The sequence below is a fragment of the Aquisalinus luteolus genome, from assembly GCF_009712425.2.
In the GTDB taxonomy this organism is placed as follows: Bacteria; Pseudomonadota; Alphaproteobacteria; order Caulobacterales; family Parvularculaceae; genus Aquisalinus; species Aquisalinus luteolus.
The window spans coordinates 259,120-271,683 of record NZ_VCJR02000003.1; the positions used below are offsets into that span (position 1 = coordinate 259,120).

Sequence of the window (12,564 nt, forward strand, 5' to 3'; positions counted from 1 at the left end):
TCGGATAATCCCCGTGCAGCGAACAAAACGATAAAAAAGGGCAGGAACGATGTCACTCACCGGTTTGGATCTCATTATCATCATCGCCTATCTCGGTCTCACCGTGGCGATCGGCATGTTCATGTCTGGGCAGGCATCGAAAAGCCTGAAGGGCTATGCACTCGGCTCGAACAAGCTTCCCTGGTATGCGCTCGGCCTGTCCAACGCGTCGGGGATGTTCGATATCTCCGGCACGATGTGGCTGGTCTACCTGCTCTTCATCTACGGCTTGCAAAGCGTCTACATCCCGTGGCTGTGGCCGACTTTCAACCAGGTCTTCCTGATGATCTTCCTGTCTCTCTGGCTGCGCCGTTCTGGCGTGATGACCGGGGCTGAGTGGATCGAATTCCGTTTTGGCAAGGGCGTCGGCTCGACCATGTCGCACCTTGTCGTCGTCGTTTTCGCCCTCGTCATGGTGCTCGGCTATCTCGCCTATGGCTTTGTCGGCATCGGCAAGTTCGGCGCTGCCTTCATGCCATGGGAGTTGTCTTCCGACCCGCATATGAACGAGATCTATTACGGCCTCATCGTCGTCGGCCTGACGTCGCTCTACGTCATCAAGGGCGGCATGTTCTCGGTCGTGATCACCGAGGTCATGCAATATATCGTCATGACCGTGGCCTCGATCGCGGTGGGCATCATCGCCATCCAGACGGTCAGCCCTGAGCTGCTTGACAGCCTGACGCCGGATGGCTGGGCCGGGATTTTCCCCGGCTGGCGGCTCGACCTCGACTGGAATGAAATCCTGCCATCGGCGAACTCGAAGATCGCGGAGGACGGGTACGAACTGTTCCAGATCTTCCTGATGCTGGTGCTGTTCAAGGGACTGCTGCAAAGCTTCGCCGGTCCGGCACCGAACTATGACATGCAGCGGGTTCTCTCGACCCGCACGCCGAAGGAAGCGGCTATGATGAGCGGTCTCGTCACCGTCGTTCTCGCGCCGGCCCGTTACATGCTGATCGCCGGTCTCGCCGTGCTCGCCATCGGCTTCTACATGACGCAGCTGAACGCGATGGGCGGTGATGTCGATTTCGAGCTGATCCTGCCTTTCGTGCTATCGAACTTCATCCCGGCTGGCTTGCTCGGCCTGCTCATCGCGGGGCTGCTTGCGGCCTTCATGTCGTCTTTCGCTGCGACGACCAACGCGGCGCCGGCCTATGTCGTCAACGATATCTACAAGCGCTATATCAATCCGAACGCGTCGGAAAAGACCTATGTGTGGATGAGCTATGCCGTTGCCGCGCTGTTCATCGTAGTGGGCACGGCCTTTGGTCTTTATGCAACGGATATCAACTTCTTGCTTCAGTGGATCGTGTCTGCACTCTATGGCGGGTACACGGCCTCCAACGTGCTCAAATGGTACTGGTGGCGGTTCAACGGGCAGGGTTATTTCTGGGGCATGGTTGCCGGTCTCCTGTTTGCTATCCCGATGGCGTTCATGGACCTCAATGCGCTCCATGCCTTCCCGCTGATGCTGGCCGTGTGCACCGCTGCCGCCATCGCCGGAACGCTGCTGACGCCGCCGACCGACATGGAGACGCTGGAGAAGTTCTACATCAAGACCCGGCCCTGGGGCTTCTGGGACCCGGTCCAGCAATCCCTCGTCGACAAGGGGCAGGGCGTACCGAAAAACCCGGATTTCTGGCGCGACATGATGAATATCGGCATTGGCCTTGTCTGGCATACCAGCCTGACGGCGGCACCGATCTTCATGGTCATCCAGCACTGGACGGAGATGACCATCGCTATCGTCATCGCCGTGATCACGACCGCCGTCCTGAAATCCACCTGGTACGACAATCTGAAAGACTATGCCGAGGGTACGCCTGAAGCGGAGATCAAGAAGGAAGGATACGCAAAATGATCAGGCTGCTGACCAGAATTTCTTATGGGTTTGCAGCTTTAGGCATCCTCGCCACGGCTGGCTGCGCCGAGCCAGCGAACTCCAGCCAGTCCGACGCCTCTTCTGTTGATGCCGTAGAGACGACGCCAGTCATATCCGATTACGGCCAGCGCCGCGACGAGGTAATCGCCCTGCTGGAAGATGTCGGCGCGGCGGGCAACACGCTGTCCGGCCAGCAGGTCAACGAATATGAAGTCTTCATTCCCTGTGACAGCTTCGATTTTATCGAGGAAATGACGGGGCAGACACCGGCGGTACTCGGCCTCGAACTGATGTTTGCCATGGAATATGAAGGCTATCGCGAGCTGATGCTCGCCCATGCGGAGCGTCAGGCGGCGCGCGGCGGCCTTGTGACTTTCACCTGGCATGCGCGCAATCCGATCAAGGTCTGTCCGCGCGGGGAATATTACGAGTGCTCGCAATATGCGATGAGCGATGAGGAACTTGCCCGCGTCCTCACCCCCGGCACACGCGAGCATGAGCTGTGGCTGAAGGACCTCGATGCGACGGCGGAGATCCTGAAGGAATACGCCGGTCAGGGCATCACGCTCCTGTTCCGGCCATTCCACGAAATGAATGGCGGCTGGTTCTGGTGGGGCCAGAAACAGCAATATGCAGACCTCTGGGCCATGACCTATGACCGTATCACCAACCATCACGGCATCACTAACATGATCTGGGTCTGGGGCGCTGACAAGGGTGCCGAAGGCGCGGAGCAGTATTACCCGGCAGACGGGACGGTCGATTTCGCCGGGACAGATTTTTATGCGGCGGGCACGGATGATGCCCAGTTCATGACCGGCTATGGCAATGTCCAGCCGCTGAACGAGAACGGCTTCATCGCCATCACGGAGGTCGGGGTGATGCCGAACTATGAGATATTCCAGCAGATCAAGCCGCTCTGGTTCCTGCAATGGGGCGGCTCCTTCATGAACCCCGACTGGGATTATGCCGGAAATTGCGACCGCTGCTCGCCCAAGGGCCATGTCGAGGAGGTCTATTCCTGGCCGGAAGTCTTGAATGTCGAGGAAATGCCGAAGACCGATCGCATGCGTGCAGCGATGGACCCGGCAGCGGCGGAGGAAGCCCCTAGAGAGTGCCCGCTGAGCCTGCTTTAGACTTGAAACTGATTTGATAATTCGTGCCCTGATGGAGTTATTCATGGCCAGACCTGATTTTGACGACCGCCTTTCCCGCCTGAAGCGGGAGCATGAGGCGCTGATCAACCGCCCGAACTATGTCAATGGTCTCGGCAACGGCATTTATGACCGCTATATCTATCCGGTCGTCACCGCCGACCATGCGCCGATCGAGTGGCGCTATGACCTGAACCCGGCGACAAACCCATGGCTGATGGAGCGCATGGGCATCAACGCCGCGTTCAATGCCGGGGCGATAAAGTGGAACGGCAGATATACCATGGTGGTGCGGGTCGAGGGCGATGACCGCAAATCCTTCTTCGCGCTTGCCGACAGCGACAAGCCGACAGAGGGCTTCCGCTTCCATGATTACCCGATCCGCCTGCCGCAGACCGATGAGCCGGACACCAATGTCTATGACATGCGCCTGACGCAGCACGAGGACGGCTATATCTACGGCCTGTTCTGTACGGAACGGAAGGACAAGTCCAATCCTGATACCTCCGCCGCCGTCGCCAATTGCGGCATCGTGCGCACGAAGGATATGGAGAACTGGGAGCGCCTGCCGGACCTGACATCGAATTCCGGCCAGCAGCGTAACGTCGTCCTTCACCCTGAATTCGTGGACGGAAAATATGGCATCTACACGCGCCCGCAGGACGGGTTCATCTCTGTCGGCTCCGGCGGCGGTATCGGCTGGGGGCTGACAGACAGCATGGAAAACCCGGTCGTCGAGAAGGAAGAGATCGTCGACGGCAAGGTCTATCACACGATCAAGGAGGTCAAGAATGGGCAGGGGCCTGCACCGATCAGGACCGCCGATGGCTGGCTGCACCTCGCCCACGGCGTTCGCAACACCGCGGCTGGCCTTCGGTATGTGGCCTATCTGTTCATGACCGAGTTGGACCGGCCCTGGGTCAAGACATACCAGCCAGCCGGGCACCTGATCGAGCCACAGGGCGAGGAGCGTGTAGGCGACGTTTCTAATGTAATCTTCGTCAATGGCTGGATCGCGGATGATGATGGCTCGGTCTATATCTATTACGCCTCGTCAGATACGCGCATGCATGTGGCGAGGACATCCGTTGAGCAGCTGGTTGATTTTGCGAAGAACACGCCATCTGACCCGTTGCATTCGCACCTGTCGGTCGAGCAGCGTTGCGAGCTGATCAAGCGCAATAGTGACCTCGGCTAGGGTTTATGGATCGTACGCTGAATACCCTACGCGACGAGTTTCGGTCCGAGCTGGAGCGGATTGCCGACTGGTGGATGGCCAATGCACCGGACGATGCCAATGGCGGGTTCCATGGCCAGATCAATATGGACAATACGCCTGAGCCGGGGGCGGAGAAGGGCTGCGTGCTCAATGCCCGTATTCTCTGGACCTTTTCCGAACTCGCCGCCTTCGATGACCGGGCCGAGTATCGCGCCATGGCCGACCGTGCCTATGAGAGTTTCACGGGTTCTTTCCTCGATCCCATCCATGGCGGGGCGTGGTGGTCGCTGAATGCTGACGGCGCGCCGTCCAGCCGCCGCAAACAGACCTATGCGCAGGGTTTCGGCATTTATGGTCTGAGTGCCTATTATCACCTGACCGGAGAGCAGAGGGTGCTGGACTATGCGCTGGAGCTGGCGAGGCTGCTGGAAGAGAAAACCTACGACGCAGAAAAGGGCGGCTATATCGAGGCCTTCGCCGAGGACTGGTCGCCAATAGATGATGTGCGCCTGTCCGAACGCGACCTTCAGGCGACGAAGACAATGAACACCCACCTGCATATCCTCGAGCCCTATACGGCGCTTTATCGTGTTCATCCGACCGACCACACCCGCGAGTTACTACGCAAGAACATCGTCCTGCTGGCCGAAAAGTTCATTGCGCCGCGTGGCACGCATCAGCGCCTGTTCTTCGACGATAACTGGAACAGCCTCAGCGACGAGGTATCGTTCGGCCATGACATCGAGGCCTCATGGCTGCTGCATGAAGCGCTTGAGGTGCTGGACGATCCTGCGCTGATGGCGCTCTACCTGCCCCATGTGCGCCAGCTTGCCGATGCCTGTCTGAAGGAAAGCCTGAATGCCTTTGGCGAGGGAATCTGCGAACTGGGCCATCACGGGCCTGAACGCATTTATGAGTGGTGGTGCCAGGCGGAGGCGCTGGTCGGGTTCCTCAATGCCTGGCAATTGACCGGCGAGGAGCGCTATCTGCGCGCTGTGATGGAAGTCTGGCAGTTCATCAAATCCGATGTTCTCGATACGGAAAATGGCGACTGGCATGCCTATGCCGGCGATGTACCCGACTACAGCAATCTCGGTTACAAGGCCGGGTTCTGGAAAGGCCCGTATCATACCTGCCGTGCCTTGATAGAGTGCGCTCGACGCATCGACACATTGACGGGAGGAAAAGCATGCTGACACCTTCACCTAACTCTTTCGCTTTCGGCACATGGCGGTTTTCAACTGCGACCTATGACGACTTTGCCGAATGCCTGTCGATCTGCAAGCAGCACGGCATCACCCATATCGACACAGCGGACGTCTATGGCGGGGAGGAGGGGTTCGGCACGGTCGAGACCCTGCTCGGCAGGCTGCGCAGTGAGGCTCCGGAGCTGTTCGATGGTACCACGCTGGCGACCAAGATCGGCATCCAGTTCGGCAGCCCCTATAATCAGAGCCCGTCTTATCTTCGCGATGCCATGCGCGCCAGCCTCGACCGTTTGCAGATGGACAAGGTCGATCTCATCTACATCCACCGGCCCGATAACCTCGCCCATCCGGCCGATGTCGCTGAAGTACTGGATGGCTTCGTTCTTGAGGGGCTGACCGAAAAGGTGGCTGTCTCCAACTATACGCCATGGCAGGTCGCGGCGCTGCGCACTTACCTGCAGGCGGAAATCTACGCCCACCAGATCGAGTTCTCGCCGCTCTATGTGGCGCCGATCTTCGAGGGTCTATTGGATGACGCCATGTCTCACCGCACCCGCATCGCGGCATGGTCACCGCTGGGCGGCGGCAGCCTGTTCGGTGACAAGGCTCACATGGAAACGCACGTCCTGCGTGTTCGCGAGGAAATGGACGACCTTGCCAAGGCCCACGACGCCAGCCTTGCCGATATCGCCTATGGCTTCGTGCGCCAGCACCCGGGGGGCGCGGTGCCGATCATTGGCACGACCAAGCCTGCCCGCCTGCGCGAAACGCTGGAAGCAACACCGGTCAGCCTTGAACGAAACGAATGGTATCGCCTGCTTGAGGCGAGCCTTGGCCACAGGATGCCATGATAACTCTGTAGAGGGAGGAAACGAGATGGACTTTAGAAAACTTGCCTTGCCGCTTGCCGCGCTCGCCGCTGCTGGCCTGATGGCGTGCTCCGAGCCCGCACAACCGGAAACGAATGCCGGCACCCTGGATATGACGGCGGGCTCCGGCGCGCCGGTCGATCCTGAAACGGGCGGCATGGCGCAAACCGAGGAGGCGAGCGACTTCGTCACCGTCGACGGCATGCGCTTTACGCTAGAGGGCGAGGATTACGCCTATGTCGGCGCAAACATGTGGTACGGCGCCTATCTCGGCGCAGATACCGAGTATGGCGATCGCGACCGCCTCATCCGCGAGCTTGATTTCCTGAAGGAGAATGGCGTCACCAATCTGCGCGTCCTTGGCTCCTCCGAGCTGTCGCCGCTCAACAACTCCGTCCGCCCGACATTCCGTGACGAGACCGGTGCCTATAATGAGGAGCTGATGGTCGGGCTCGACTTCCTGCTCGCCGAGATGGGCAAGCGTGACATGAAGGCCGTGATCTATCTCAACAATTTCTGGGAATGGTCCGGCGGCATGGTCACTTACCTGTATTGGACCAATGGCGGCGAGTTCATCAATCTCGGTGACCCGGCCCACCCGTGGCCGGCCTTTGCCGTCTTTTCCGCCGGGTTCTACCGGTCCGAAGCCGCCAACGAGCTTTATCGCGATTATATCGATGCGCTGGTGACTCGCACCAACACGATTACCGGCATTCCCTATACGGAAGACAGTGCCATCATGTCGTGGCAGCTGGCGAACGAGCCGCGCTCCGGCGGCGGTACGCCGGAAGAGGAGCAATACCTGCCGGACTTCTATGCGTGGATCGACGACACGGCGGGCTATATCAAGTCGCTCGACCCCAACCATCTCGTCTCTTCCGGCAATGAAGGCTCCATGGGCTGCGGCGGCAGCATGGACTGCTTCATCGAGGCCCACGACACAGACAATATCGATTACCTGACCTTCCATATGTGGCCAAAGAACTGGGGCTGGATGGATGCGACAGACATGGAAGGCACGTGGGATCGCACGGCGGCAAACGCCATGGAGTATATCGAGGCCCATATCGATGTCGCGCGTGACATGGACCGGCCGCTGGTGCTGGAGGAGTTCGGCTTCGACCGTGATGGCGGCAGCTTCGACAAGGCGGCCAGCACGGATTATCGCGACCGCTTCTATACCATGGTCTTCGACCGTATCGAAGAAAGCGTGGATGCAGGCGGCCCGCTCGTCGGGTCGAACTTCTGGTCGTGGGGCGGTTATGGCGAGGCTGCTCACGATGATTATCTCTGGCAGAATGGCGACAAGAGCTATACCGGTGACCCGCCCCAGGAGCCGCAGGGCCTCAATTCGATCTTCGCTGGCGATGACACGACAATCGAGGTGCTGGCAGATCACGCAGAAACTCTGGAGAGTCTGACAGAATAGACATGGATTGGCGCTTTGCCTCAGCGGCCAAGAGGATTATGCTGATCCCACGAATAATACGGGGTTGGATTCCAAATGGTCGATATATCGGACAGTACCGATATCGAGGAGGGGGAGCGCAAGCTTAGCGGCACCGGCCTTGCCGGGACCAATCTGGAGCGCGCTGGCGGTTATAACCAGCGCGTCACCCTGCAGGCAATCCGTATAAACGGGTCGGTCACACGCTCTGAACTGGTCGAGCTGACGGGGCTGACCGCCCCGGCTATTGCCAATATCACGCGGCGCCTGCTCGATGCAGGCCTTGTCGAGAACATTGGCAGGGTGCAGGGTGCCCGCGGCCAGCCGGCAATGCGCTTTGCTATCAACCCGGATGGGCGCTTCGCCATCGGGCTCAATATTGACCGCGATTATGTCACCATGGTGGCTGTTGATTTTCACGGACGCATAAAGGCACGCGCGACCACCAACCGGAAATTCGCGATGCCTGACGAGGTGGCTGACTTCTTCAGGGAGAACCTCGAGCTCTTTTTCACTCGAGACGGCATCCCCCGCAGCAAGGTCATGGGCGTGGGTATCGCCGTGCCGGATGATCTCGGTACGGTCGAATCGAATGATCGCCCGGCGGCCTATGAAGCCTGGGCCGGGTTCGATCTTCAGAACATGATCCAGTCGATTGCCGATTACCCCGTCTTCATTGAAAACGATGCTGCCGCTGCCGCCATAGGCGAGCTGCAGTTCGGGCATGGACTGCATTCATCGAATTTTCTCTATCTTCTTGTCACCTCCGGCCTTGGCGCCGGGTTGGTGGTCGAGGGCAGTTATTTCCGCGGTGCCCATGGACGAAGCGGGGAGCTGGGCTTCCTGCCCGTGTCCTCGCCCCTGACCAAGGCAAAGACCCTGTCAGAGGTTGTTTCCGTCGCTGGTCTTAAGCGCCATATGCGGGGCAGGGGGTATGCGCTTTCCAGTCTTGCCGAAGTGGAAGGACTGGAAGGCGAGGCTCGGGCCGCGTGCGATGAGTGGCTAGCCCTTTCAGTCGAAGCACTGACAGGACCGATCCTTGCAACCATTTATCTCATGGATCCGGATGCGGTCTATATCGGCGGCCGCCTGCCGCATTCCCTCGTCGATAAAATGGCCGGCATGCTGAACGAGGCAATCGCCGAGACAGGCGTCAAGATCGCAGCACCTTTCCGCGTCGCCAGCGCCGCCCTGTCCGCCGATGCCCCGGCCGTTGGCGCGGCAATCATGCCGTTCTTCGACATGCTCTTGCCTAATCGCGCCTCCCTGATGAAGACGGTCGCGGCTGACCAGGTCATCTGAAGGTCTTTACACGGATGCCTGAGGATGGGATGCAGGGCGCATGCCCAGATTATTCGTCGCCTTCGGCCTGCCGCAACTCCTGCGAGACAGCCTCGCCCTGACCCGGGGCGGGCTGGAAAATGCCCGCTGGATCGATCCGTCCGATTATCATGTCACTTTGCGGTTTATCGGCGATGTCGACAATGCCCGGGCAGACAGGCTGGCAGAGGCGCTGGAAATGGTAGAGGCGGAGAGCTTCACTGCCCGTACGGAAAGTTACGGCTGTTTTGGCGGCGACAAGCCGCGGATCGTGCATCTCGGCCTTCACGCTGATCCGGAATTGGTCGTCCTGCAGCAAAAAGTGGAATTCGCCTGCCGCGCCGCCGGGTTCGAGCCGGAAGGGCGCAAGTTCACACCGCACATCACCATTGCCAGGATGCGCAGGAAAGGACCTGAAGACATCGCTCATTGGTTATCCTCGCGGATGCCGCCAATCCCCCAAACCTTCCGTGTGGAGAATTTCAGTCTCTATGTGGCGAGAACAGGCGGCGGCGGGCCTTATCACCCCATTGTCGAATATCCGCTGGATTGAGCCCGCTTATTCGGTGCCCAGATAAGCCTTGGGAACCGGCAAGCCATCATGTTCCTGCTGCCAGACGAGGGAGGTGATCTTCCAGCCATTGGCGTCGCGGACAAGCTGGAAAGAGTTGATTCCACGCATGAAGGGTTCGGCATCATCGGCAGATCGCACGGCCTCATAGGAAGAGAAAACCTGCGCGATACCGCCATACTGATGGACGGTGCGGCCGACCTCCTTTTCGAAGAAACCGTTCTCTTCCAGCCAGGGTCCGCTGCGCTCGATATACTCCTGCGGCATCAGGACACGTGGGGACTGATCGGGCAGGTGCAGCGCCATCATCTGCGCACCATCGGCGAAAAGAGAGCGAAAACAGGCCCAGTCGCGCTTTTCGCCCGCCGGACCGGAGATGACAGCATAAGTCTGGACGATGAGGCTTTCGATCGTCGCACCTGCCTCAGGACATCCGGCCATGGCCAGAGGTGCGCCGCCAGCCTCATACAGCTCTGTTTCACCATTCGCGACCCGGTACAGGCGGTCATGCTCGTCATGGGCGATCGGCTCGCCTGCTTCGCCGCCCAGCAGGCGGACGAGTTCAGGGGTCGTATTGCTGTGGCCGACGACCAGAACAGGACCGGTGGTCATCTTCAAGGCTTCGGCGAAGGCGGGCAGGGCGAAGGGATCGTAGGGACTGACATCAAGATCAAGACGATTGGCGAGAGGCTCTGCGGTCTGGCGTGCGCGTATCGTGTCGGTCACATAAATTGTCCTGATCGGCAGGCCCGCTAGCTGGTTCGCGACCCGCTCGGCCCGGGCCTTGCCCTTTGCCGTCAGCGCAGGGTCATTGCCGTCACCCGCCTCGGCATGGCGAAGGAGCAGGATCGTGTCGGCACCAACCGGAACCGGCTGCGCCCCAACCGTGATCAGGGCTGACAGGAAGAATGCCGTCAGAACTGAAAAAACTGACTTGATGAGATCGACCATTTTTTCCTCCTCACCCTTGGCCCCAGTAAAGCATACCGCATTGCTGGAATGGAAGGAAATCGCGTCGAATGTATGATGATGAGAATGGAGGCCACGGCCGGAATCGAACCGGCGTACACGGCTTTGCAGGCCGCTGCGTCACCACTCCGCCACGTGGCCGTCCCGTGAAATGGTGAAAGCGTGTCATAGCCCCGGGGAGCGGATCAGTAAAGCGCCAATAGGCGCGCAGGCGCAAATTTGTCTCGGGAGGAAGGCGTTGCCTCAGCCGCCAGACAGGGCTAAGAGCTACACGTTGATCAAACACAGCAGAAGGCCTGTGAGAGGCCTGAAAGACCCAAGAGAGACAACATGGATTTTGCAGCCGCGCGCAAGCACATGGTGGACAGTCAGGTCCGTCCGAACGACGTGACCGATATCGAACTGCAGCTGGCGATGGAATCGCTGCCGCGCGAAAAATTCGTGCCGTCCAACCGCAAGTCTCTTGCCTACGCCGAGCTGGGTATCGAGCTCTTTGCAGGCCGTTGGCTGCTACAGGCCCGTGATTTCTCCAAGCTCGTTCATGCCGCCGGCATCCGAAAAGGCGATCTCGTCCTCGATGTCGGTTGTGGCTATGGTTATTCCTCTGCCGTCATCGCCCGCCTTGCCGGCATGGTGGTGGCCCTTGAAGAAGACGAAAGCGTTGCCGCCGACGCAGAAAAGCGAATCGCAGCCCTCGGCATCGACAACGCAGTGACCGTAAACGGACCGTTGACCGACGGCATGACCAATCAGGGCCCCTATGACGTGATCACCATCGCCAATGGCGGCATCGCCGAGCGGCCGGTCAAACTGCTTGAGCAGTTGAAACCGGGCGGGCGTCTCGTCGCAATCTGGGTCAATGGCGGCATCGGTCGAGCCACGGTCTATACGAAGTCTTCTGCGGCAATCGGTGACCGTTTCGTTTTCGAAGCGCAGCCGCCGGGCATCATCCAGGGCTTCAAACCTGCACCCGCCTTCACCTTTTGACACCACACAGATTGTGGCTCTCCTGCTGACATTGACAAGATGTTGAAAAATGGGGGTTGATAGGCATCGCGAAGCACCGGAATAGTTAACCATAGATTAACGCAGGAACCGAGTGTATGGCGAACCCTCAAGCAGAACCGAGCATGGACGATATCCTTGCGTCGATACGGCGTATCATTGCCGAGGAAGACGATCCTGCGCCGAAGGCGAAGAGCATTCGCAAAACGCCCGAACAGGTGACGGCCAGGGTGTCTGAACCGGTCGAGGAATCCGCCCCCGAGGAAATCGAGGAAGAGTTGCAGGAAGAGGCCGTCGCTGCCGCACCTGCCTTCGATGAAGACGACGATTCGGACTTCGACATTTCCGATGATGATGCCGACGATGAAGTAGAAGCGTCTGCAGAGGCGGAAGAAGTGCCGGAATATGCCGGCGCTGAAGATGACGATCTCGATTTCGATGTGTTCGACGACGACATTACCGCTGAGGCCGCCAGTGCCGACGCGACAGTCGAAGAACAGGATGTCGAGAATGCCGCGCCGCAATCAATCGCCGAATCAATCGGTTCCCTTACAGAAAGAGTTGAACAGACCATGTTGAGCAAAGCTTCCGCCGGTGCCGCAGCCAGCGCCTTCAAGCACCTGGAACAGAATGTCCGCGTCGCCAACAGCAATTCGGCCACGCTGGAGGATATCATCGAGAAGATGCTGGAACCGATGTTGCAGCAATGGCTCGACAACAATCTGCCGCGCATCGTCGAGGAAAAGGTCGAGGAAGAAGTGCGCAGGCTTGCCCGCCGCCACTAACCAGGCTTCAGGAAGTTTACAGCAAGCGTTTACGGCTGCCTCAGGGCAGCCGTTTTTTTGCATACGACCCAATAAAAAAACCGCTTCCCGAGG

At 59.1% G+C, this 12,564-nt stretch carries 11 protein-coding genes and 1 tRNA gene; 10 read left to right on the plus strand and 2 right to left on the minus strand.

The features are described 5' to 3' along the window. Positions 1 to 49: 49 nt before the first annotated feature. The 8 genes from FF098_RS14515 (at position 50) to thpR (ending at position 9,694) form a co-directional block, all read left to right on the plus strand. On the plus strand, positions 50 to 1,903 hold the full coding sequence (locus FF098_RS14515; RefSeq protein ID WP_155141846.1) for a sodium:solute symporter family protein: 1,854 nt from the start codon (positions 50 to 52) through the stop codon (positions 1,901 to 1,903). Continuing rightward, positions 1,900 to 3,060 carry a glycosyl hydrolase gene (locus FF098_RS14520; RefSeq protein ID WP_155141849.1) on the plus strand — a complete coding sequence of 387 codons (1,161 nt, stop codon included), beginning with the start codon at positions 1,900 to 1,902 and terminating at the stop codon, positions 3,058 to 3,060. The genes FF098_RS14515 and FF098_RS14520 overlap by 4 nt, the downstream gene beginning before the upstream one ends. A 43-nt stretch (positions 3,061 to 3,103) precedes the next feature. After that, positions 3,104 to 4,276, plus strand: a complete 1,173-nt coding sequence (locus tag FF098_RS14525; RefSeq protein ID WP_155141851.1) for a glycoside hydrolase family 130 protein — start codon at positions 3,104 to 3,106, stop codon at positions 4,274 to 4,276. A 5-nt stretch (positions 4,277 to 4,281) separates the two neighbouring features. Then, a complete protein-coding gene (locus FF098_RS14530; RefSeq protein WP_155141853.1) occupies positions 4,282 to 5,493 on the plus strand; it encodes an AGE family epimerase/isomerase in 1,212 nt (403 codons plus the stop codon). Beyond that, positions 5,487 to 6,356, plus strand: coding sequence for an aldo/keto reductase (locus tag FF098_RS14535; RefSeq protein ID WP_155141855.1), 870 nt, complete (start codon positions 5,487 to 5,489; stop codon positions 6,354 to 6,356). Before FF098_RS14530 ends, FF098_RS14535 begins: the two co-directional genes overlap by 7 nt. A gap of 25 nt (positions 6,357 to 6,381) precedes the next feature. Then, complete coding sequence (locus FF098_RS14540) at positions 6,382 to 7,803, plus strand: glycoside hydrolase 5 family protein (protein WP_155141857.1); 1,422 nt, start codon at positions 6,382 to 6,384, stop codon at positions 7,801 to 7,803. A 75-nt stretch (positions 7,804 to 7,878) separates the two neighbouring features. Beyond that, positions 7,879 to 9,123 (plus strand): ROK family transcriptional regulator, encoded by a 1,245-nt coding sequence (locus FF098_RS14545; RefSeq protein WP_155141859.1) that lies wholly within the window; start codon positions 7,879 to 7,881, stop codon positions 9,121 to 9,123. A 40-nt stretch (positions 9,124 to 9,163) separates the two neighbouring features. Then, on the plus strand, positions 9,164 to 9,694 hold the full coding sequence (gene thpR, locus FF098_RS14550; RefSeq protein ID WP_155141861.1) for an RNA 2',3'-cyclic phosphodiesterase: 531 nt from the start codon (positions 9,164 to 9,166) through the stop codon (positions 9,692 to 9,694). Between the two features lie 6 nt (positions 9,695 to 9,700). Here the strand turns inward: thpR and FF098_RS14555 are convergent, their stop codons facing one another. Beyond that, a complete protein-coding gene (locus FF098_RS14555) occupies positions 9,701 to 10,663 on the minus strand; it encodes a SixA phosphatase family protein (protein WP_155141863.1) in 963 nt (320 codons plus the stop codon). A gap of 85 nt (positions 10,664 to 10,748) precedes the next feature. Beyond that, positions 10,749 to 10,822, minus strand: a tRNA-Cys gene (locus FF098_RS14560). A gap of 189 nt (positions 10,823 to 11,011) precedes the next feature. Here FF098_RS14560 and FF098_RS14565 point away from each other — a divergent pair. Continuing rightward, positions 11,012 to 11,668 (plus strand): protein-L-isoaspartate O-methyltransferase family protein, encoded by a 657-nt coding sequence (locus tag FF098_RS14565; protein WP_155141865.1) that lies wholly within the window; start codon positions 11,012 to 11,014, stop codon positions 11,666 to 11,668. A gap of 143 nt (positions 11,669 to 11,811) precedes the next feature. Then, a complete protein-coding gene (locus tag FF098_RS14570; protein ID WP_166426563.1) occupies positions 11,812 to 12,471 on the plus strand; it encodes a DUF2497 domain-containing protein in 660 nt (219 codons plus the stop codon). Positions 12,472 to 12,564: the final 93 nt, after the last annotated feature.

Bases quoted from the DNA above. Each gene is read 5' to 3' on its own strand.
- FF098_RS14570 (WP_166426563.1), top strand. From the start codon at position 11,812: ATGGACGATATCCTTGCGTCGATACGGCGTATCATTGCCGAGGAAGAC.
- FF098_RS14545 (WP_155141859.1), top strand. From the start codon at position 7,879: ATGGTCGATATATCGGACAGTACCGATATCGAGGAGGGGGAGCGCAAG.
- thpR (WP_155141861.1), top strand. From the start codon at position 9,164: ATGCCCAGATTATTCGTCGCCTTCGGCCTGCCGCAACTCCTGCGAGAC.
- FF098_RS14530 (WP_155141853.1), top strand. From the start codon at position 4,282: ATGGATCGTACGCTGAATACCCTACGCGACGAGTTTCGGTCCGAGCTG.
- FF098_RS14525 (WP_155141851.1), top strand. From the start codon at position 3,104: ATGGCCAGACCTGATTTTGACGACCGCCTTTCCCGCCTGAAGCGGGAG.
- FF098_RS14535 (WP_155141855.1), top strand. From the start codon at position 5,487: ATGCTGACACCTTCACCTAACTCTTTCGCTTTCGGCACATGGCGGTTT.
- FF098_RS14565 (WP_155141865.1), top strand. From the start codon at position 11,012: ATGGATTTTGCAGCCGCGCGCAAGCACATGGTGGACAGTCAGGTCCGT.
- FF098_RS14515 (WP_155141846.1), top strand. From the start codon at position 50: ATGTCACTCACCGGTTTGGATCTCATTATCATCATCGCCTATCTCGGT.
- FF098_RS14540 (WP_155141857.1), top strand. From the start codon at position 6,382: ATGGACTTTAGAAAACTTGCCTTGCCGCTTGCCGCGCTCGCCGCTGCT.
- FF098_RS14520 (WP_155141849.1), top strand. From the start codon at position 1,900: ATGATCAGGCTGCTGACCAGAATTTCTTATGGGTTTGCAGCTTTAGGC.
- FF098_RS14555 (WP_155141863.1), bottom strand. From the start codon at position 10,663: ATGGTCGATCTCATCAAGTCAGTTTTTTCAGTTCTGACGGCATTCTTC.